Below are 21,794 nucleotides of genomic sequence, written 5' to 3'. Positions count from 1 at the left end.
ACTACATGCTCAAGGAATGAACATGTCTGTCGCTATTGAAAAACGGCTGAATGAAAGCCTGCGTGATGCGCAGCTCGGGCTCTATCTGTCAGCGATCGTCCCGAAAGACGAAACCCTGAAAACCCTGAAAATCGCAGAGCACCTCAAAACGGCCAATGACCTTTACCAGTATTGGTTACTTGATGTGCTGGTCAGTCAAGACGTGCCAACCACCCCGGTTGCCTGTGCCATTGCCAGTCTTCAGCAATACATCAACAGCATTCTGGCCAACATGGAACCGGGGTATCACACCGCGCAGATTCCAACCGATCAAGTCGATACCTGGCGCACCGTCATACATCACTACCAGGCCTGGGCGACCAATCAGCGCCTGTACTATTTCCCTGCGGCATACCTTGATCCGACGCTTCGCAAAACCAGAACCGAAAGCTTCGAACAACTGGAAAACGACCTTAACCGCAACCAGCTCACTGCCGAGTCAGTGCAAACGGCTGTGCTGGCCTATCTGGCCAGGCTGGAAGAAGTGGCCAACCTGGAAATCGTCAACGGTTACATCGACGGAAGCGATTTCGCCAACAGCACTTATTACTTCATTGCCAAATCCCGTGCAGCCAATACCTGGTACTGGCGTTCGCTGGACATGGCTTGTCGCCCCTTTGTGCCCGTCTCCCGGTCGGCCAAATATGATGCTCCGGAACCCCAGGCATGGTCCGACTGGCACCGCATCAATCTACCTGTTTCCGACAGCACTCTCGAACACACTATCCGTCCGGTCATGTTCAACAATCGCTTATATGTGATCTGGGCTGAATGCATCTTTCAGGATCAGGCGGCAAACGAAGAAAAAAAGGGCAACACCAAGCCTTTGTTTCGTTTGAACATGTGTTTCAAGAAATATGACGGGAGCTGGAGTACGCCGCAGACATGCGTGCAAGGTTACTGTTCGGCCAAAACACTTGAAGGCATGAACCTGACGAAATTGAAGGAGTACACACGAACCATTGTCACCTGTGATCAATCGTCTTCCTCACTCTGCGTCGCCTTGCATCTCGGTGAATATGAGCGCGAAGATTCGAGTCTTCCATTTGTTGATTTCATCATGTCGGCCATTATCGACAAGGATGCCTTGATCATTTCAAAAGTAGTTCCTCGCAGTAAACTGGATCAACAACAAGACAAGACGCTACTTTCGCTTCTCGAGTGCTGGCCATTCTCCAAGACAAAAATGCTCCAATTCAAGCTCCAATCTAAGTCGACGGCTCCTAGTATCGAATCTCGTCTGGACAGCGCATTAGGTACAACAGAATTCATCGACTTCAAAGACTCTGAAATACAGAACAGCGAGGCCCAGACAGACCAGCCTCGCAACCCCATCCGAATGAATATTACCTTCGCCAGGCACCTGATCGAGCGCGCAGAAGAAAGCATGGACACATTGCTGAGCTGGTCCTCTCAGCATCTGCAAGAACCACCATTCAAGAGCGGCAAACCGTCTGAGACACTGGATTTCTACGGTGCCTACGGCCGCTACTTTGTCGAGCTGTTTCTCTACCTTCCCTGGCTGGTGGCACACCGCTTTAACCAGGAGCGTCAATACGGCGAAGCCGAGCGCTGGTTGCAGTACTTGTTCAATCCCGCCCGAAAAGCAGTCAGTGGCAATAACCCTGACTACTGGAACGCGGTGCCACTGATTACTGGCCCTACTCCCAAGCCCGGTCAATCCAGCTACGCCATCCAGGGGCCACAGGATCCGCACCAGATTGCACTGAGTCATCCCGTGCACTTTCGCAAAGCCTTGTACATGCTCTATATCGATATTCTGCTCAACCGCGGCGACACTGCTTACCGCGAATTGAGCCCCGACAGCTTGACCGACGCGAAGCTCTGGTATTTGCGCGCACAGAACCTTTTGGGCCCACGACCGGATATCAGGCAAACCGATCTTTGGGCAGCGCTCACGTTGAAAGAATTCAGCGAGGAGCCCAATAGAAAGCTGCATGAATTTGAGCAACAGCTGGGTAAAGACCGCAAGCACCTACCGGCCACCGACACCCCGGCGTTGGTCCCTGAAGTGTGTATTCGCCCGTACGTCCATTCACATTCCGCGCATGCGATTGACGCCCCGCATTCGCGCTTGCCCTTCAATCCCGTGCTGTTCCCTCGCTGGGAGAAGCTCGAAAGCCGACTGCACAACCTGCGGCATAATCTCGACATTGTGGGTCGCCCATTGAGGCTTGCGCTCTTCGCAGCTCCAGCCGCTTCAGACAATCGGCTCGGCGCCAATACACCACGCGCTGCGGAGCCCGGTATGGCCCCGCGTCTTGGCACAGAGATCCCGCCTTACCGTTTCAATGCCCTGCACGCCCAAGCCATGAGTGCCGTAGACACGGTGATTCAGTTCGGCACAACACTACTGTCGTTCATCGAACGCAGCGAACAGGCCAGTTATCAAGAGCTTCAGCAACAACACATCTGGGATATGGCCAACTATGCGGTAGACCTGCAGACCCAGGCCCTGAAAATCGACCAGAAATCCCGGGAAGCATTACTGGCCAGTAAAGCCATCGTCGAATGCCGCCAGGATTACTACAGTCAGCTGGTAAACGAGATCGTCAATCAAGAAGAAGTAACGGCTGCGGCATTCCATCTGTCGGGGCGTATCGCTGAAGCGGGTGCTCATGCGGCTAATGCAATCGGCCAGGGTCTGAAGGTGCTGCCCAACATCTTTGGCCTGGCAGACGGCGGGACCCGCCTGGAGGGTGGCCCGCACGCCATGATGGCCATGGCTCAAGGCGTGGCGACCGCAGCTTACGGCACTGGAGAGGCCCTGGAACGCGCCGCGCAGTATCGACGCCGCCATCAGGATTGGACGCTCGCCCGCGACCTGGCAAAGCTCGAAATCGCCCAGATCGATGCACAGCTGGCGCTGGAAACCGAACGAGAGACCGCCTCACAACTGCTGTTACGACAAACTCAAACCTCTTTGGCTCAAGCCCGCAGCTCCTATGACTTTCTCAGTCAGCGTTTTACCAACTCTCAGCTTTACCAGTGGTTCACCCACCAACTCTCCAGCTTCTACTATCAGGTGTATGACTCAACGTTCTCTCTGTGCCAATTCACCGAACGGAGTTGGCGCTACGAGACAGCCGACAACACCACTCAAACGTTCTTCCAGCACCAGACATGGAACAGCACCTACCGTGGGCTCGGCCCTGGCGAGCGTATGAAGCTGGGCTTGGTGAAGATGAAGAACGCTTATCTGCTGGGCAACGAGCGCGAGCTGGAAATTCGCAAGACCGTGTCGTTACGCCAACTTCATACGAAGGAAAAGACCGAAGACAAGTCTGCGCCATCGATCAACAACCCCTGGGACGATACGCTCGCAGCAGACAACACGTCGATCAAAGGCATCAAATCCACACTGGTCGATACTGGCTCGTGCGAGTTCGAATTGATGGAGTCCCTGTTTGAAAACGACTACCCGGGGCACCGTTTGCGCCGGATCAAAAGCATCAGTATTTCCCTGCCGGCTGTCCTTGGCCCTTATGAAGATATCCGGGCCACACTGACCCAGACGAGCACCGAAGTCGTCATGCCCGGCACCGACAAGACGGTGATGAAAGGTCTGCGGGCCAATCAACAAATCGCCCTGTCGACAGGTATCGACGATAACGGGCTTTTCACCCTGAGTTTTCAAGACGAGCGCTACCTGCCGTTTGAATACACCGGCGCGATTTCTAAATGGAAGCTGTCGTTTCCCAATCATGCCGCCCAGAAAGCCATGCTCGAATCGCTCACCGATATCATCGTGCACGTTTGCTATACGGCCCGGGCAGGCGGGGGTGCGCAATGAGTGAGCAGACTGTATTACCTGTCAACGCCCCGTCACTGCCCAAAGGAGGGGGGGCTATTCAGAGCATTGGCAAAGGATTGGGCACCGTCGGTGCCCATGGCGCGGCGTCCTATGAGATTGCCTTGCCGATTTCACCGGGACGCGGCTTCGCCCCGTCCCTCTCACTTAGCTATTCAAGCTCTGCGGGCAACGGCGTATTTGGCATCGGCTGGGAAATCTCATTGCCGGTTGTGGCACGACGCACCAGCACGGGGGTGCCGGCCTATACCGAAGAGGATGAGATTATCGGTCCAAGCGGGGTGGTGTGGATGCCGGAACGCGATGCCGACGGCACCATCATTCAATCGCGCATCAACACATATAACGACCTGAAACTGGATACGATCTACGCGGTAGTTCGTCACTTCCCCAGAGTCGAAAGCGCTTTCGAGCGCATTGAACATTGGTCCTCGGAGAGCGACAAGCCGGGCTTCTGGCTGGTGCACAGTGCGGATGGCAGCCTTCATTTGTACGGAAAAAGTCAGCTATCGCGTCGCGTCGATCCACTCAATGCGAGCCGGGTCGGGGAGTGGTTGCTGGAGGAGAGCATGAACGCACACGGCGAACACATTCTCTACCGGTACAAAGCCGAAACCAACGAACAGGGCATCACGGCCCAACGCTATTTGAGTCATGTCTGCTACGGCAATTTCGCGGCGGATGCCCATCTTTACTTATGGACAGCAGAGCGCCTCGCCACGGTGAAATGGCACTTCGAATTGCTGTTTGACTACGGCGAGCGCAGTGCCGGCTACGCTCAGAAACCGTCCTATACGGGGCAACAATGGCTAACCCGCGACGACCTCTTTTCCAGTTTCGCTTATGGCTTTGAACTACGTACCGAACGCCTGTGCCGCCAGGTTCTGATGTTTCACCGTTTCCCTGACGAGTTGGGTGCCGACCCGATTCTGGTTCGTCGCCTTTTACTGGATTACCGCCAAACGCCTTTGGGGTACTGCCACTTGAGCGCTGCTCATGATCAGGCGTTTACCGATTTGGCATCCGCCGAAAACCGTCCCCCGCTCGAATTCGACTACAGCGAGTTCAATCTACCTTCCGTCAGCCAATGGAAGCGGTTTGAAAACATGCCGGGCCTCAATGACGGGCAGCATTACCAGCTCGTTGACCTGTACGGCGAAGGACTGCCGGGGGTGCTTTATTCCAATGAAAATGCCTGGTACTACCGCGAGCCCATGCGAGCCGAGGGCAAAAAAGATAGTGTGGCTTATGACCAGTGGAGCGCATTGCCCGCTATCCCCGTTGCCAATGCTGTAAAACCGATGCATCAGTCACTGAGCGATCTTACCGGCAATGGACGTCTGGACTGGGTGATTGCCCGACCCGGATTGTACGGTTTCTTTTCCCTCAAGCCTGATCGCAACTGGTCGGATTTCGCCACGTTCAGCCAATTCCCCCTGGAGTTTTTCAACCCTGAAGGGCAACTGGCCGATCTGATGGGCCAAGGGCTCAGCGATCTGACGCTAATAGGCCCTCGCAGCGTGCGCCTGTACGCCAATCAACGAGAACAAGGTTTTACGGCGGCTCGCGAAGTGCCCCGTGACATGCATGACGACTCCCTTCCAGTGCTCAGGCCGTCATCCACCGAGCTGGTAGCTTTCAGTGATGTTTTGGGCAGTGGCCAACACCATCTGGTGCGCATTCGTCACAACGAAGTGAAGTGCTGGCCAAACCTGGGCCGTGGACGCTTCGGCAAAGGAGTCGTGTTGGGCTCGCCGAATATTGCCTACGAGGCATTCGACGCTTCATGTGTTCGCCTGGCAGATCTGGATGGTTCCGGGGCAACCGATCTGATCTATCTGAACGCGGACCATGCACTGATCTTCATGAACCGTAGCGGCAATAGCTTCGACGCGCCCGTTACCCTCCCCTGGCCGGAGGGTGTGAGCTATGACCGTTTATGTCAGGTCAGTATCGCCGATCTACAGGGGCTCGGCTGTTCCAGCCTGATTCTGACCGTGCCGCACAGGACACCCCGGCATTGGCGCTACGACTTCGTCAGTGCAAAACCCTATTTGCTCACCGGCACCAACAACAATATGGGGGCTGCCGGCAGCATCAACTACCGCAGCTCAGCGCAGGAGTGGCTGGATGAAAAAAAGAACGAGGTGAACGCCGACCGCGCCCCCATCTGCCACGTGCCATTTGTCCTGCATCTGGTCTCGAAGCTGACCCGGCTTGATGAGATTACCGGCAACCGGCAGAGCCAGAGTTTTTCCTATAGCAGAGGCTATTACGATGGCAGCGAACGCGAATTTCGCGGCTTCGGTCTGCTCCAGCAAACCACCGGAGGCGATACCGAGTCCCAAGGTTTCACCCTGCCATGCCTGCAAAAGCGCTGGTTCCATACCGGGCAAGCCGTTGACGCGTCACGTGGCCGTTATCACCGCGCAGACAAGCAAGCAGTAAAACCGGGTAAGACATTGCTGTGTCAGTACTCCCCTGACACAGGCAATGACACGCTCATCCTGCCACCGGATGAACTGACTAGCCGTGAAATGGCCCGCGCCCTTTGCGGACGCCTACTACGTACCGAGCTCTTCGGAGTCGATAAGCACCAGAAAACCAGAATGCTGTATTCGATTCAGGAAAACCGCTTCCTGGTTCGGCAATTACAGCCCCCCGGGAAAAATCAGCGCTACGCAAGGATGTTGCCACTGCCATTGGAGTCCATCAGTTACCAGTACGAAAACATCACTGATGATCCTCAATGCCAGCACACACTGAATTTGCAGCACGATGCCTATGGCACCCTTACTCATAGCGTGAACGTCCATTACGCCCGACGCAAAACCGTCAGTGACGCAGCACCGTTCAGTGATACCGACCAACAACAATGGTGGCGCGACGCTCATGATCCGGCGCAACAGTTCTACTACCTGAACGAAACCCGTGCCGAGTTCATCCATCTTGACCGCGATCAGGAATGGCGATTGGGGCTGCCCTACCGTCAGCGCGTCAATGCCTTGAGACTACCCAAAGCCCCCGAAGCCGGGGGCTTGACCATAAAGGATATTACTTACGAAAAGTTCGTCGAGTTCGTCAAGGGAACCGTGTGGGCGACCCAAAGCCTTCTGACCGCATTGAGCGTGCAACGCTACAGGCACTCTACAGATGCCCAAACCCTGCCAGACGGCGTCGCTCACTTCGAGGCGCTGTCCGATCATGTGGAAACCGCCGAACTGGACGAAACGGCCTTAAAGGCCTTCGATGTTGTACCAAAAGCCTCTCGGCCAAAAGGAAAACTGCTCGAACGCAGCGGCTATCAGCGCATGACCGAATTTCTCCCGCTTTCTACCGCTGCCGCAAAACTCTGGTCCGTCAAACACGGCTTCGTGACTTATGCCAGGCTGGAAGGTTTCTACCGGCCACTGAACTTCCAGGCGAGCCAGAGTTTTGGTGTGACCAAGGTCCGCTACGACAACTATTACTGCCTCATCACCGAGTTCGAACAACCCGATGGCTGCATCACCAAGGCCACCCATGATTACCGATCATTCCAGCCCCTGAGCATCAGTGATCCCAACGGCAATGTACAAGAGTGCCTCTACAACGGGTTCGGACAAATGTTGGCCAGCAGCTTCCACCGCAACTCCGGCAACGAACTCGTCGGTTTCAAACCTGTCGCCGAATACAAACGGCCAGCATTCGATAATCCGACAGACGCAATCAAACGGGAAAAAGACGCGCTACAGGACACTGCCAGCACTATCTTTTACGCGCCATTGAGCTGGATGGGACGCATATCGGACGTAGCGTTGGCGGACAAACACTGGCTGAAACGTTGCGTGACCCATCATGACTTGCTGCCGAGCGGACATATCCGTGCGTCTGCTCGAACCAGGTTGTCGGACCTTGCCCCCCTTTCTGTCGATGACGTGAAACTGAAAAGCGAACTGACCGCCTCGATACGTGAACCAGTGCACATGGCCGTCCTGATTGCCGATCGTTTTCCAGGTGACGATCAAAAACAAATTCGCATCACCGTCACTGACCTCGACGGTTTCGGTCGCACGCTCCAACACAAACAAAAGGTCACCGAACAGAGCTGGCGTGTCAGCGAACGGGTCGAATACAACAACAAGGGATTGCCGATCCGCATTTACCGCCCCTGGTTCTGCGACAAACACCGTTATATCGAAGATGCGCTCCTGCGCAATTCCAGCCCCCACGACAAACAGTTTTACGATCCGTTAGGCCGCCTTGCTTATACGCGTCAAACTGAACAAAACGGTGTTTCCTGCATGCGACGGTATACCCGCCACCCGTGGTACAACGTGTACGAAGACGAAAACGACACGCTGGAAGAGATCTTGCCGAAACCCACCTCCACTACCGGAGGTGAAGCATGAACGCACGTCTGCACAACAAGACACCGACGATCAACGCCCTCGACAGCCGCGGGCTACCTGTACGGCAAGTCACTTACTGGCGAGCCAACGCAGATGACAGCGCCCAGGCACGCATTACCAGCCAGGACCATGACCTTGCCGGACGCGTAATAGCGCAGCGGGATCCGCGCCTGTTTGGAAAATTTGCGAAGGCCAATCTGACGACCCTCTACAGCCTGTCCGGCAGACCGCTGCGGGTAGACAGCGTTGACGCCGGGTGGCGACTGAACTTGCCGGGGGACGCCGGGCAGACACTTCGCAACTGGGACCAGCGAGGCAATCATTGGCGAACGACCTTCGATAATCAACTACGGCCAATCACGATCCAGGAAGAATCGCCGGGGCAGTCGGCACGCATCATCGAACGCTTCAGTTATGGCGACAACTCGATAGATTCGGCCGCACTCAATCGATGTGGCTTGTTGATTCGCCACGACGACGAAGCAGGCAGCCTGCTCATCGACGAATACGCCCTTGGTGGTAAACCCTCGCGTCAGACACGCCACTTTCTGTTGAATGACGAAGCCTTGGACTGGCCGGCAGAGGAACACAGCCGAAACCTCTTACGAGAAACGGGTGATGGCTACAAAACGCAATGGCACTACGACGCAACGGGCGAGCTCATCCGGCTGGTGGATGCCGGTCAACACCAGCAGCGTTTTTCCTTTGATGTTGCAGGCCGACTCAAAACCGTGAGCCTGAAACTCAAAGATACCGAAATCGAAAATACCCTGGTGAAGGATCTCGTTTACAACGCCTTCGGCCAGGTTGAATCACAGACCGCAGGCAACAACGTCATGAGCCGCGCGGTGTTCGATCCCGCCAGCGGTCGATTGACCTCGATGACTGCCTCCGTATCGAACCGCACCTTGCAGTCGCTGCACTACAGCTATGACGCGGTGGGTAATGTGACGCAAATCGAGGACAAAGCTCAGCCCGTGCAGTTTGGCAGTAACCAGAGAGTCGAAGCCGTCAGCACATTCAACTATGACAGCCTCTACCAATTGACCAGTGCAACCGGAAGAGAGGCGGCAGGAACAACCACTGCCCCCCATATTCCTGCGCTCGGCATTACACCCATCGATACCCGGCAACTGTTCAATTTCACCCAACACTACACATACGACGCTGGCGGTAACCTGACCGAACTGCGCCATGTGCGGGATCGCAACAATTACACCCGAACTTTTAACGTGGCAAATCTCAGTAATCGTCTGGTGTCCTGGCGTCAGGGCTCTGAATTGCCCGGCACTGCTACAACCTTTGACGACAACGGCAATCTGCAAGACTTGCAATCGGGCCAGTCGCTGCAATGGAATGCACACAATCAACTTACCCGCGTGGTGCTGGTCAAGCGTGAGGATGGCCCTGACGACCATGAACGTTACGACTATGACGGCAGTGGTCAGCGTCTTCGCAAAACGACCACCACCCAGGGTGCATCGATCACTCACACCCGAGAGGTCCGCTATTTACCGGGCATCGAAATCCGTACTCGAGGGAAAGAGCGGCTGGAAGTCATAACGGTGCAGGCCGGTCGTGGCAGCGTTCGTTGCCTGCACTGGACCGAAGGCCAGCCCTCCGGTATTCCCGCAGATCAACTGCGCTATAGCCTTGATGACCATTTGGGTTCCAGTTCACTGGAACTTGATGGCAATGCCGACTTGATCAGTCAGGAGAGCTACTTCCCATTTGGCGGAACGGCATGGACAGCGTCTCGCTCGAAGGTGGAAGCCGATTACCGCACCATCCGGTACTCGGGCAAGGAACGCGATGCCAGCGGCCTCTATTACTATGGAGCACGATATTACGCGCCATGGTTGCAACGCTGGATCAGCCCAGATCCGACCGGGGCGGTTGACGGGCTGAACCTGTATTGCATGGTCGGGAATAATCCGCTGCGTTACATCGATTATCACGGCACTCAAAAAGACGAAGCCGCCATCAAGGAAGAATTAGGGACCTATTCCGGCATTTTGAGCGAAGTGAACAAAAGAGTTGGCACGCTGAACCACCAGCTCTACAACAGCATGAGAAAAAGAGACATCGTAAAAAGACTGTTTCAAAGTTACGGCTATAACGCAGTAAGGCATGTGATGGCATTGGGGGCGGGACTGCTGGCCGCACCAACCGGACCGATGGGCATTGTGGGGGCGGCTGTCGCCACTTCTTTAACGACTGACTCGCTTGCCGGGAAATTCAATGCAACACGGCATCTACCCGTCGCCATGTATCCCCAGACCAGGCGACTAGAGCCTGACGATATAGAATACACAGCACGGACGGCGTTCTATGACGCGAACGCAAAGTTACAGCACGCAAAAGAGAAGGACCTGAATCCGCGGAACACAATCGGACAGAAAAATCTGTCAGTGATGGCAACCAGCTTCGTTCTGACAAAGATGCTTGAGGTAAAAGGAGCGTGGATTCCAAACTTTGAATCGTCGACCCAAGCGACCAAAGCCCTCGACGGTCTGCCGGGACAGAAAATCGAACGTTTGAACAATGAGCTGATAGAACTCGACAACTTTCTGGAGCACGATGCTCACGCCATCAACGCAGCATTTGACGAACTGGGTGTGGATGAATTTTATGCCGCGGGTGTGAAAGGCAGGCTGGGTCGAGTTATCGATCGAATGGCCGATCGTATAGGCGTAAAAAGCTCAAGCCTCATAAGCCGCAGCTCAATACAAAGTGAGATTGCCATCTCGCGCGCAACGATACAAAGAGGACGGGAGTTACTGTTCAGGCATAATGAACACAACAAATCGCAAGGCAAGTTTTTTGTTTGAAACTGGCCAGGCGAGGCCTCTCGGAAAATCGGCAGGTCTCGCTTAACCTCGCTCAATCAAACACTGATCGCATTGGTAAACACCAACCGATTGCCAAACGGATCACTGATGGTCATGTCCTGGCTCCCCCAGGGCATGGCCTGAATCTGTGGGCGAGCGAAAGCATACTCCTTGGCCAGCAATTGCCGCTGGAACGCCTCCAGTTCATCGGTCTCAATGCGCAACGCCGAGCCCGGTGTGCTGTCACCGTGATGTTCGGACAGGTGCAGCACACATTCGCCACGGGAGATTTGCAGGTACAGCGGGAAGTTTTTTTCGAAGCGATGCTGCCAGTCGATCTTGAACCCCAGGAAGTCGACGTAAAACTCCAATGCCTTGGTTTCATCGAAAATCCGCAGGATCGGGGTGGTTTTGCCCAAGCTCATGGAGTTGCTCCCAGATTGAGAAGGCCCAGTGTGTAGCTGGGCTGGATGTCAGCGCTTCGGCTTGGGAGCGGCTTTCTTTAATCGCAATGTGCCACCACAAGGCATGGATCAATGAAAGTAATTTTCGTGGAGGGCTATGGGACGTCGTGCAGAGGTATGGCAGGTCGTGAGTTATGAAAATTGGCCAGGGGACTTTCATCCCCCGACGCTGACCGTCCCACGCTCGGCGTGGGAACGATCACTGATCGATTTCAGTCGTGATGCTCGCTGGCGCGTTTGAGCAGTTTCTTGCAGCGTTCGGACAAATGCAGCACGCGTAGCTGCTTGCCAGCCTTGGCGTAGCGCTCGCGCAATGTCTTCAGCGCAGCGATGGCCGAATAGTCGACGAAGCTCAGGTGGCGACAATCAAGGGTCACCTGCGCTGGGTCATTGGCGGGGTCGAACTGATTGAGGAATGGCGTGGTAGAGGCGAAAAACAGTGTGCCATGCAGGCGGTAGAGTTTGCTGCCGTCGCTTTCCTGATAGCTGTCGGCATACAGTTCGCGAGCCTGTTGCCAGGCAAAGTTGAGCGCCGCAATGATGATCCCGCACAACACGGCGATGGCCAGATCGGTGAACACCGTAATCACCGTCACCGCGATGATCACCAGGACATCATTGAGCGGCACCTTGTTCAGCACCCGCAACGACGCCCAGGCGAAGGTCTGCTGCGACACCACGAACATCACCCCGACCAGTGCGGCCAGCGGGATGCGTTCGATCAGTGGCGAAAGGAACAGCACGAACAACAGAACCATCACCCCGGCCACTGCACCGGACAGCCGACCACGACCGCCGGAGCTGAGGTTGATCACGGTTTGCCCGATCATGGCGCAGCCGCCCATGCCTCCGAACGCACCAGAAATCATGTTGGCAGCGCCCAATGCCACGCACTCGCGATCCGGGTAGCCACGGCTCTCGGTGATCTCGTCGGTCAGGTTCAGGGTCAGCAGGGTTTCCAGCAGACCGACCAACGCCATCAATATCGCGTAAGGGGCGATGATGCGCAGGGTTTCCAGGTTCCACGGCAGGTCTGGTAGCGCGAAGCTCGGCAAGCCACCGGCAATGTGCGCCATGTCACCCAATGTACGAGTCGGCAGGCCGAGCAGGTAAACCGCCAGCCCGACACCCAGAATCGCCACCAGCGCCGGTGGCACGGCACGCGTCAGGCGCGGCATCAAATAAACGATGGCCATCGTCAGCGCCACCAGCCCGACCATCATGTACAGCGGCGCACCACTCAACCAGCCGTCACCGCTCTTGAAGTGTTCCAACTGGGCCAGGGCAATGACAATCGCCAGGCCGTTGACGAAGCCGAGCATTACCGGGTGCGGCACCATGCGCACCAGTTTGCCCAGCCTCAACAAACCGAACGCCAGCATGATCAAGCCGCCCAGCAGCACTGTCGCCAGCAAGTACTGCACACCGTGCTGCACCACCAGCGCGACGATCACCACAGCCATCGATCCGGCGGCACCGGACACCATCCCCGGCCGCCCGCCAAACAGCGCAGTCAGGGTGCAGATGATGAAAGCGCCGTACAGCCCCATCAATGGATTGAGATGGGCCACCAGCGCGAAGGCGATGCATTCGGGCATCAGTGCGAAAGAGGTCGTGAGTCCGGCCAGGACATCGGCGCGCAGACGTTTGGGTTTCATGGCTTACCTAAAAAATACAGGCGGGAGAGGAGAGGGCGGATGTTACGGAATTGAGGGCGGGCCGACCAGTGAATGGGCCGCCGAAAACGCTTTCGCGAGCAAGCCCGCTCCCACATGGGCCCTGTGTCGCTCCCATTATCGTGAATTGACGCAAGTCCACTGTGGGAGCGGGCTTGCTCGCGAAGAACGATGACGCGGTCTACGAATCAGCCCTTGAAATCCGCAATCGCATAAGCCGCCAATTTGCCCTGGATGAAGTCCAGGAAGCACTGAATCCGTAGGGCAAGTTGCGAGTTGCGGTAATACACCGCGTTGATCGGTTGGCGATATCCACTGTTGAATTCCGCCAGCAGCACCTGCAAGCGACCGGCGCGGATGTCGTCGATGGTCATGAAGTGCGACAGGCAGGCGATGCCCTGCCCTGCCAGCGCCAGGTGCCGGATCGTCTCGCCGCTGGACGCATTGATCGACGCCTGGATCGGCCAGCGATCACCGTGGACATAGCGCAACGGCCATTGGTTGAGGCCTTCATTGTGGGTAAAGCCCAGCAACTTGTGCTCGGTCAAATCCGCGACAGCGCTCGGTGTGCCGTGTTGTTCCAGATACGCCGGGCTGGCGACGATGTGCAGCGGGCTGCAACCCAGTGAGCGGGCGTGCAGGGTCGAGTCGGCCAGCGTGCCGATGCGGATGGCGATGTCGGTGCTTTGTTCGAGCAGGTCGATGATCAGGTCATTGCTGTTGAGTTCGAGCTGGATGTCCGGGTAGAGACGGCGGAACTCATCGATGTACGGCACGATGGCGTGCAGCATGAATGGCGAGGCAGCATTGATTCGCAGACGCCCGGAGGGGGTTTGCTGGCGTGAGGACAGGCGCTCTTCGAGTTCGTCCATCTGATCGAGAATCAGCTTGGCGTGCTCGAAGAAGTACTTGCCCTCCTCGGTCAGGTCCATGCGCCGCGTGGTGCGGTTGATCAGCGTGGTGTCGAGCTTGGCCTCCAGTCGCGACAGCGTGCGGCTGACCGCCGACGGCGTTTGCCCGACCTGTTCGGCAGCTGCTGAGATCGACCCGCACTCAATCACGCAGACGAAAATCTGCAACTCATCGGATCTGGCTTTCACGTGTGTCCCTTATCGATAGTCCGGCGCGGCTCTACTGTGGCGAGGGGGCGTACCCTAATGCCAGCCAAAGTGCAGAACCTGTGGGAGCGGGCTTGCTCGCGAAAGCGGTGTGTCAGTCGACATTAATGTTGAATGATAAATCGCCTTCGCGAGCAAGCCCGCTCCCACCTGGATTGCGCATGACTAACTGGCATTGGGGCAAGCCAACTCGCCACAGGTTCAGACTTTCTGATAGTAGCTGAGCGTTATGCCTTAAGGCCAAACACCTCGGCCAAATGCTGCTCATAACGTGCCACATCGGCTTCGATATTCGGGCGCTTCATTACATCAACGCACAGGAAGGTCGGCAAACCGGTCATGCCGAGGAAGGTGTTGGCCTTGTGGAACGGGAAGTACACCGCGTCCACGCCTTTGGCTTCGAAGAAGTCGGTCGGGTCGTCGAAGGCCTGCTGCGGCGCGTTCCAGGTCAGCGACAGCATGTATTTTTTACCGTGCAACAAACCGCCGCTGCCGTACTTCTGCGACGCGTCGGAACGCGTGCGACCATCGCTGGCGTAGAGGCTACCGTGGCCTTCGGTAAAGACTTCATCGACGTACTTCTTGACGGTCCAGGGGGCGCCCATCCACCAACCGGGCATCTGATAAATGATCACATCGGCCCAGAGGAATTTGGCGACTTCCTCCGCGACGTCGTACCCCTCGTCAATGAACGTGGCTTTTACATCCACACCGCCGCGATCCAGCACGCTCAGCGCCGCTTCGTGCAGCGTCGTGTTGTAGCGACCATCGGAGTGAGCGAATTTTTTGCCGCCATTGAGCAACAGGACTTTTTTCATGAGAAGTCTCGCAAGGTTGAAATTCGATGGCGGCAGAGTAGCGATCGACCTCGCGCGGAATAAGCCCTCATTCAGCAAAATTCATTTGACCAATACGCACGAATCAACAGGCGATTGTTGCCATAAGCTTGTGCCGATTCTGACTTTCAAGGAAAACCTGATGAGCGAACTGCAAGGCTTCATTCTGCACGCCAAGACCCGCCCGGAAAAAGCCGAGGCCTTCGAAGCGTTGTTCCGTGCTTATGTCGAACCGAGTCGCGCCGAACCCGGTTGCATCGAGTACCACATGCTGCGCGACAAACAGGACCCGACACTGTTTATCTTCTACGAGATCTGGCAATCCCAGGCTCATCTGGATACGCACTCGAACCTGCCACACATGAAGCAATTCCTCGACCAGCGCATGGAGTATCTGGAACGGGATTTCGATATCCGGCCGATCGAGATGCTCAGCACTTCGTCCGCTAGCCGCTGATCAGCAAGTGGCCGCCGAGCATACCGAGGCCGATGAAGAACACGCGCTTGAACAACACGGCGCTGATCCGCTGGCGCAGCCATTGCCCCAACAGCATGCCGAGCACCGCCGGAATCAGCGCCAGCAGCGATGCACTCAACTCGCCTCCGCCGAGGGCGCCACGCCATAACAGGCCGGCGGCCAACGCAAGGGTCGAGACGGTGAACGACAGGCCCAGCGCCTGCACCAGTTCATCCTTGCTCAAGCCCAGTGCTTGCAGATAAGGCACCGCCGGAATCACGAAAACCCCGGTGGCCGAAGTGATGACGCCCGTCAGCACACCGCACAGCGGACCGAGCCAACGCTCGGTGCGACCTGCGACCCGCAAGGTCGGCAGGAACAACCCGCTCAAGGCGTATATCAACAACGCCGCCCCCAGTCCCCGCACGACCCAATGCCCGCCGGCCATGCCGATCCACAGAGTACCGGCACCCGTGCCGATGAAAATTGTCAGCAGCATCGGCCACATCCGGTTCAGCAGCCCGCGCAAATGACCGCCGAATGCCAGTTGCCAGACATTGGTCAGGGTAGCGGGAATAATCAGCAACGCCGCAGCCTGCGACGGTGCCATAGCCAGACCGAGCAAGCCCATGGCAATGGTCGGCAGGCCGAGGCCGATCACACCTTTGATCATCCCGGCCAGCAGGAAGGTCGCGATGACCAGCAAGGACAAGGCAAATCCCAGATTTTGGTAGAACGCGGCGAGTGTATTCATGGGGCTATCCTGAGCCCTGAAGGTTGCCTTGAAAATCTGCCATATACTGAGGCTGCCTCTTGATTTGGTAGAGGCTAAAGTTTTTGTTACGGCTGATGACGTCTTCGCGGGCAAGCCTCGCTCCTACAGGGACTGTGTGATCGACACATCCTTGTAGGAGCGAGGCTTGCCCGCGAAGGGGCCCGTCCAGACAACCAACCTCCCGAGGCTGCAACGATGCACTTCGACCTCACCGACCTGCGCCTCTACCTGAACATCCTCGACACCGGCAACATCACCGCCGGTGCCGCCCGCAGTCATCTGTCTCTTGCGGCGGCGAGTGCGCGAATCCGCGCCATGGAATCTTCACTCGGCATCGAGTTTCTTGAGCGAGGTCGCCGCGGTGTCAGCCCGACTCCGGCCGGCAAGGCCCTGGCGCAGCACGCCCGAGTTCTTTTGCAACAGGCCGAGCGCATGCAGCAGGACCTGGCCGAATACGCCAAAGGGGTCAAAGGCCAGGTGCGATTGTTGTGCAACACCACTGCAATCACCGAGTACCTGCCGGAGTTGCTGGCAAACTTTCTGCGCGATCATCCGAACCTCGACATCGACCTGCAAGAGCTGCCCAGCGCGCGCATTACCCACGCCTTGCGCCAAGGTGCGGCGGACCTGGGCATCGTGTCCGACGCCGTGGATGCCGACGGCCTTCAGACCCGCTATTTCCGTGACGACCCACTGGTGCTGATCCTGCCCTGCGATCATCCCTTGGCCGACAGCGAACCATTAAGTTTCAGCGCCACCCTGCACCACGATTACGTCGGCCTGAACGCCAACAGCGCCTTGGCCGTGTACCTGGAAGAACAAGCCCTGCACAGTGGTTTACGGATGCAGATCCGCATCCGTGCCGATGGCTTCGATGGCGTGATGCGCATGGTCGCCCGAGGTGCCGGGCTGGCGATCGTGCCTTTGGCGGCAGTCGAACGCTGGCCGACTGAAACACCGTTCAAAAGCATCGAACTGAAAGAGCCATGGGCACGACGCAAACTGTTGCTGTGCGCCCGGGACTTCGCCGTGCTGCCCGGTTATGCCCAGGCTTTGCTGAACGTCTTGACTCTCCCCTGAGGGGCAGACTTTACCCTTGAGGTTTCATCTTCAGGGACCGTTACGATGAGCAAGCGAATTCTGGTGATCCTCGGTCATCCTTCGAGCAACAGTTTCTGCGGCGCACTTGCCGAACGCTACGCACAATCAGCGTTGCGTGCCGGTCATGAGGTGCGCCAACTGTGGCTGGGCAAAATGGACTTCGACCCGGTGCTGCGCGAAGGCTACCAACACGTGCAACCGCTGGAAGCCGACTTGCGCCGTGCTCAGGCGGACATTCTGTGGGCCGAACACCTGGCCCTGGTCTATCCGATCTGGTGGGGCGGCGTACCGGCCTTGCTCAAGGGTTTTCTTGATCGGGTGTTGCTTCCGGGCTTCGCCTTCAAGTATCGCGAAGGCAAAGCCTTTCCCGACAAATTGCTGCATGGCCGCAGCGCGCATCTGCTCGTGACCATGGACACGCCACCCTGGTATTACCGCTGGATCTACCGCATGCCCGGGCTGCATCAGATGCGCAAAACCACCTTGGCGTTTTGCGGCATCGAGCCTCAGCGCACGCTCACCTTCGGACCGGTTCTAGGGTCCAGCGCCGGTCAGCGCGAAACCTGGCTGCTGCAAGCCCAGGCTATCGCCAGCCGATGAGTCTGCCGATAATGGGGCTGACTTACCCTCGGCAAAAAAGGACTTTTCATGTACATCGGCCAAGCCGCGCATCGCTCGGGCACGACGATCAAGAGTATTCGCCATTACGAGTCGATCGGCTTGCTGCCTGCCGCTCGGCGGCAAGGAAAATACCGTGTCTATGATCAGCACAGCGTCGACCTGCTGATCTTCATCAAGTGCGCTCAACACTTAGGTTTCAGGCTCAAGGAGTTGCAGGCGATCTTTACCGGGCATCAAGGCCTGGCGATGCCCTGGTCATTGGCGCAGCAAGCCATCGATGCCAAGAAGTGCGAAATCAGCGACAGGATTACCGCACTCAGGCATCAACACGAGCAATTGGTCGAGTTTGAAGCCAGCCTCACACAGGCCAGAGCCGATTGCCCGCTGGAAAGTCTTTGAGAGTCTGCGCGTTTCTGGACAGCTCAATGTCGAATACAGACAACTGAACGGTGTATGGGCGCTATAGGGTGCGACTTCAGTTCTTGAACCCACTGCCCGGAGTCATCATGACCGCACCGATTACCGTCCTTCGCGATACTCATCCACTGCCCGTGCTCGACGCCTGCAAATGGGAAAAACTCGAAGGCGACCCGCACACCGTCAACCTCAACGCCTACACCAGCGAAGACGGTAGCAAGATCATGGGCACCTGGATTTGCACGCCAGGCAAGTGGTACGTGGAATACGTGAAGTGGGAATACTGCCATTTCCAGGAAGGCTACTGCGTCATCACTCCGGAAGGCATGACGCCGATCCACCTGCGTGCCGGTGATATTTTCGTCATCGAGCCAGGGATGAAGGGCACATGGGAAGTGGTTGAGACCGTGCGCAAGTATTTCGTGTTTGCCTGATGCAAAAAACCGAGAGACCACCCGACGTGGTCTCTCGGCAAAAAAACTATTGGCATGCACAAAACCTGTGGCGAGGGAGCTTGCTCCCGCTGGTTCGCGAAGCGAACCCAACAAGCTGATGCGGTGTTTCAGATAAACCGCATGCTCAGGACTTACGACTGCTCCGCAGCCGGACGGGAGCAAGCTCCCTCGCCACAAAAGCCCACAGGCAAGCCTCCCATCACCATCCCGCAAAATCCTTATTGGGGCTTGCGATAGCTATTGATGATCGCCGAGAAGTCCTTCCCCCCTTCCCCACGCTGACTCATCGCCTGATACAACTGCTGCGCCACCGCGCCGAGCACCACCGGTTGGTGCGCCTGACGTGCCGCCTCAGTGGCCAGCCCCAGATCCTTGAGCATCAGTTCGGCACCGAAACCGCCGGTGTAACCGCGCGAGGCCGGCGCCGTTTCGACGATGCCCGGCCACGGGTTGTACATCTCCGAACTCCAGCACCGCCCGGTGGAACTGTTGATGATCCCCGCGAGCACCGTCGTGTCGATCCCCAGCGCGTCACCCAAGGCCATGGCTTCGCTGACGCCAACCATGGAAATCCCCAGCAGCAAGTTGTTGCAGATCTTGGCAATTTGCCCGGTGCCGACTTCGCCGCAATGGACGATGTTGCGGCCCATCTGCGCCAGCACCGGTTGCAGGGTCGCGAACAGCTCAGGCGTGGCGCCGACCATGAAGGTCAGCGTCCCGGCCGCAGCACCGCCAGTACCGCCGGAGACCGGTGCATCGGCCATGACCACGCCTTGTTTGGCAGCTGCGGCGGCAACGTCGCGCGCCGTCTGCGGATCGATGGTGCTGCAATCCACCGCGGGCACACCCTGGGCAATCCCCGCCAGCACGCCATCTTCGCCCAGCCAGACGCTGCGCACATGCACAGCGGCGGGCAGCATGGTGATCACCAGCTCTGCATCTTGAGCGGCTTCACGCGCCGAAGCGCTGATGCTGCCGCCCAGTTGCTCCAGCTCTGCCAGCACAGCTTTGTTCAGATCGACCAGGCGCAGTGAATGGCCGGCCTTGATCAGGTTGCGCGCCATCGGCGCGCCCATGTTGCCGAGACCGATAAAAGCGATTTTCATGTCCGGCTCCTTAACGCAAGTGGATGGTGGTGTTCACACCGTCGTTGACGCTGTTGTCGTCGAACCAGCGCGCAGTGACGGTCTTGGTTTGAGTGTAGAACTGCACCACTTGCTTGCCATAAGGACCGAGGTCACCGAGCTTCGAACCACGAGAACCGGTGAAGCTGAAGAACGGCACCGGCACCGGAATCGGGATGTTGATGCCGACCTGGCCGACGTCGATTTCCGTCTGGAATTTACGCGCCGCCGCACCGCTCTGGGTGAACAGACCCGTGCCGTTGCCGAACGGGTTGGCGTTGACCAGTGCGATGGCTTGATCGAGGGTATCGACTTCCAATACCACCAGCACCGGGCCGAAGATTTCCTGGGTGTAGATCTGCATCTCGGGAGTGACACCAGAGAACAGGGTCGGGCCGACAAAGTTACCCTGCTCGTAGCCCGGAACGCTGATGTCGCGACCGTCCAGTTCGAGCTTGGCGCCTTCCTTGATGCCGCTTTCGATCAGCTCAAGAATCCGCGCCTTGGCCCGCTTGGAAATCACTGGGCCAACATCAGTGCCCGGCTCGCTGCCGGCATTGACCTTGAGTTTCTGCGCCAGCGCTTTCAGGTCTGGCAGCCATTGTCTGGCCGCGCCCACCAACACCACCACCGAGGTGGCCATGCAGCGTTGCCCCGCCGCACCGAAACCGGCGCCGACCAGCGCATTGAGGGCCTGCTCGCGATTGGCATCGGGCAGCACAACGGCGTGGTTTTTCGCGCCCATCATCGATTGCACGCGTTTACCGTGTTTGCCGGCCAGGTCGTAGACATGGGTGCCGACCGCAGTCGAACCGACGAACGAAACAGCCTTGATGTCCTTGTGGGTGCAAAGCGCATCCACCACATCCTTGCCGCCATGAACGACGTTGAGCACACCCGGCGGAATGCCGGCCTCGATGGCCAGTTCCACCAACAGCATGGTCGACATCGGGTCCTGTTCGGACGGCTTGAGCACGAAGGTGTTGCCGCAGGCGATGGCCATCGGGAACATCCACAGCGGAATCATCGCCGGGAAGTTGAATGGGGTAATGCCGGCACACACGCCGATCGGCTGACGCAGGGTGTAGGTGTCGACACCGCCAGCGACGTTCTCGGCGAACTCGCCCATCTGCAGGCTGCCAATGGAGCAGGCGTGCTCCACCACTTCCAGGCCGCGGAAAATATCGCCTTCAGCGTCGGCAATGGTTTTGCCCTGCTCGTTGCTGAGTACCACGGCAATACGCTTGGAGTGTTCGCGAATCAACGCCTGAAGCTTGAGCATGATGCGCATCCGCGCGCCGATCGGCGTCAGCCTCCAGGTCTGGAAGGCGCGATGGGCGGCGCTGATGGCGGCATCGACTTCGGCGGCTGTGGCGAAGGGGACTTTGGCCAGCACTTGTTGGGTCGCCGGGTTGACGATGTCGTGCCATTCGGTGGTCTGGGATTCGACCCACTCGCCATCGATCAACAGCTTGACCTTTTGCACGGTGGTTTCTAGCGATGCGTTCATATTGGTCTCCGGACGTTGTTCTTATTTAGAGAGCGATCTTTGGAGCCAAGGCGAGAAAGTCGCCTTGAGATGAGGCGTGTGTCACGAATTGGTTATCGGACTGTTTTTGGAGTATAGATGTGCAAACTTCTAATAAGAACGCACATA

15 protein-coding genes are annotated in these 21,794 nt (G+C 57.3%); 8 read left to right on the top strand and 7 right to left on the bottom strand.

Features of this window, described 5'->3' with window-relative positions:
* The first annotated feature begins 22 nt into the window (after nucleotides 1-22).
* From KW837_RS21880 to KW837_RS21870, 3 genes are read left to right on the top strand one after another with little or no spacing between them, the layout of a single operon-like run.
* Nucleotides 23-3,853 (top strand): neuraminidase-like domain-containing protein, encoded by a 3,831-nt coding sequence (locus tag KW837_RS21880; RefSeq protein ID WP_218398603.1) that lies wholly within the window; start codon nucleotides 23-25, stop codon nucleotides 3,851-3,853.
* The gene (locus KW837_RS21875; RefSeq protein WP_218398602.1) at nucleotides 3,850-8,262 is read left to right on the top strand and encodes a SpvB/TcaC N-terminal domain-containing protein; all 4,413 of its coding nucleotides are present in this window, start codon (nucleotides 3,850-3,852) and stop codon (nucleotides 8,260-8,262) included. The genes KW837_RS21880 and KW837_RS21875 overlap by 4 nt, the downstream gene beginning before the upstream one ends.
* Nucleotides 8,259-11,093, top strand: coding sequence for an RHS repeat domain-containing protein (locus KW837_RS21870; RefSeq protein WP_218398601.1), 2,835 nt, complete (start codon nucleotides 8,259-8,261; stop codon nucleotides 11,091-11,093). Before KW837_RS21875 ends, KW837_RS21870 begins: the two co-directional genes overlap by 4 nt.
* Before the next feature lie 56 nt (nucleotides 11,094-11,149).
* Here KW837_RS21870 and KW837_RS21865 read toward each other — a convergent pair whose 3' ends face one another.
* The 4 genes from KW837_RS21865 to KW837_RS21850 all read right to left on the bottom strand — a co-directional run bounded on the left by KW837_RS21865 (nucleotide 11,150) and on the right by KW837_RS21850 (nucleotide 15,169).
* On the bottom strand, nucleotides 11,150-11,518 hold the full coding sequence (locus KW837_RS21865) for a glyoxalase superfamily protein (RefSeq protein ID WP_218398600.1): 369 nt from the start codon (nucleotides 11,516-11,518) through the stop codon (nucleotides 11,150-11,152).
* 251 nt (nucleotides 11,519-11,769) lie between these two features.
* Nucleotides 11,770-13,215 (bottom strand): SulP family inorganic anion transporter, encoded by a 1,446-nt coding sequence (locus tag KW837_RS21860; protein ID WP_218398599.1) that lies wholly within the window; start codon nucleotides 13,213-13,215, stop codon nucleotides 11,770-11,772.
* 206 nt (nucleotides 13,216-13,421) lie between these two features.
* On the bottom strand, nucleotides 13,422-14,333 hold the full coding sequence (locus KW837_RS21855) for a LysR family transcriptional regulator (protein ID WP_123498831.1): 912 nt from the start codon (nucleotides 14,331-14,333) through the stop codon (nucleotides 13,422-13,424).
* Nucleotides 14,334-14,578: 245 nt separating this feature from the next.
* On the bottom strand, nucleotides 14,579-15,169 hold the full coding sequence (locus KW837_RS21850) for an NAD(P)H-dependent oxidoreductase (RefSeq protein ID WP_218398598.1): 591 nt from the start codon (nucleotides 15,167-15,169) through the stop codon (nucleotides 14,579-14,581).
* A gap of 160 nt (nucleotides 15,170-15,329) precedes the next feature.
* On the opposite strand from KW837_RS21850, the gene KW837_RS21845 reads away from it, so the two are divergent.
* Entirely contained in the window at nucleotides 15,330-15,644 is a 315-nt protein-coding gene (locus KW837_RS21845) for a putative quinol monooxygenase (RefSeq protein ID WP_218398597.1), read from the top strand.
* Here the strand turns inward: KW837_RS21845 and KW837_RS21840 are convergent.
* Nucleotides 15,634-16,398, bottom strand: coding sequence for a sulfite exporter TauE/SafE family protein (locus tag KW837_RS21840; RefSeq protein WP_218398596.1), 765 nt, complete (start codon nucleotides 16,396-16,398; stop codon nucleotides 15,634-15,636). The two genes, KW837_RS21845 and KW837_RS21840, sit on opposite strands and share 11 nt — an antisense overlap.
* A 216-nt stretch (nucleotides 16,399-16,614) precedes the next feature.
* Here KW837_RS21840 and KW837_RS21835 point away from each other — a divergent pair, with 216 nt between their 5' ends.
* The 4 genes from KW837_RS21835 to KW837_RS21820 all read left to right on the top strand — a co-directional run bounded on the left by KW837_RS21835 (nucleotide 16,615) and on the right by KW837_RS21820 (nucleotide 18,992).
* Nucleotides 16,615-17,499, top strand: a complete 885-nt coding sequence (locus KW837_RS21835; protein ID WP_218398595.1) for a LysR substrate-binding domain-containing protein — start codon at nucleotides 16,615-16,617, stop codon at nucleotides 17,497-17,499.
* A gap of 45 nt (nucleotides 17,500-17,544) precedes the next feature.
* Nucleotides 17,545-18,120 carry an NAD(P)H-dependent oxidoreductase gene (locus KW837_RS21830; RefSeq protein WP_123498821.1) on the top strand — a complete coding sequence of 192 codons (576 nt, stop codon included), beginning with the start codon at nucleotides 17,545-17,547 and terminating at the stop codon, nucleotides 18,118-18,120.
* Nucleotides 18,121-18,168: 48 nt separating this feature from the next.
* Nucleotides 18,169-18,540, top strand: coding sequence for a MerR family transcriptional regulator (locus tag KW837_RS21825; protein ID WP_123498819.1), 372 nt, complete (start codon nucleotides 18,169-18,171; stop codon nucleotides 18,538-18,540).
* A 107-nt stretch (nucleotides 18,541-18,647) separates the two neighbouring features.
* Nucleotides 18,648-18,992: a cupin domain-containing protein gene (locus tag KW837_RS21820; RefSeq protein WP_218398594.1), complete on the top strand. Its 345-nt coding sequence runs from the start codon at nucleotides 18,648-18,650 to the stop codon at nucleotides 18,990-18,992.
* 239 nt (nucleotides 18,993-19,231) lie between these two features.
* Here KW837_RS21820 and mmsB read toward each other — a convergent pair whose 3' ends face one another.
* Together mmsB and KW837_RS21810 are read right to left on the bottom strand one after the other, a co-directional pair.
* Complete coding sequence (mmsB, locus tag KW837_RS21815; RefSeq protein ID WP_123498817.1) at nucleotides 19,232-20,119, bottom strand: 3-hydroxyisobutyrate dehydrogenase; 888 nt, start codon at nucleotides 20,117-20,119, stop codon at nucleotides 19,232-19,234.
* A 10-nt stretch (nucleotides 20,120-20,129) separates the two neighbouring features.
* Nucleotides 20,130-21,647: a CoA-acylating methylmalonate-semialdehyde dehydrogenase gene (locus tag KW837_RS21810; protein ID WP_218398593.1), complete on the bottom strand. Its 1,518-nt coding sequence runs from the start codon at nucleotides 21,645-21,647 to the stop codon at nucleotides 20,130-20,132.
* Between the last annotated feature and the right edge of the window lie 147 nt (nucleotides 21,648-21,794).

The organism is Pseudomonas sp. PDM24, assembly GCF_019218905.1.
GTDB lineage: Bacteria > Pseudomonadota > Gammaproteobacteria > Pseudomonadales > Pseudomonadaceae > Aquipseudomonas.
Note: the sequence above shows the minus strand (reverse complement) of the source record. Positions and strands in the feature narration are given on the sequence as shown.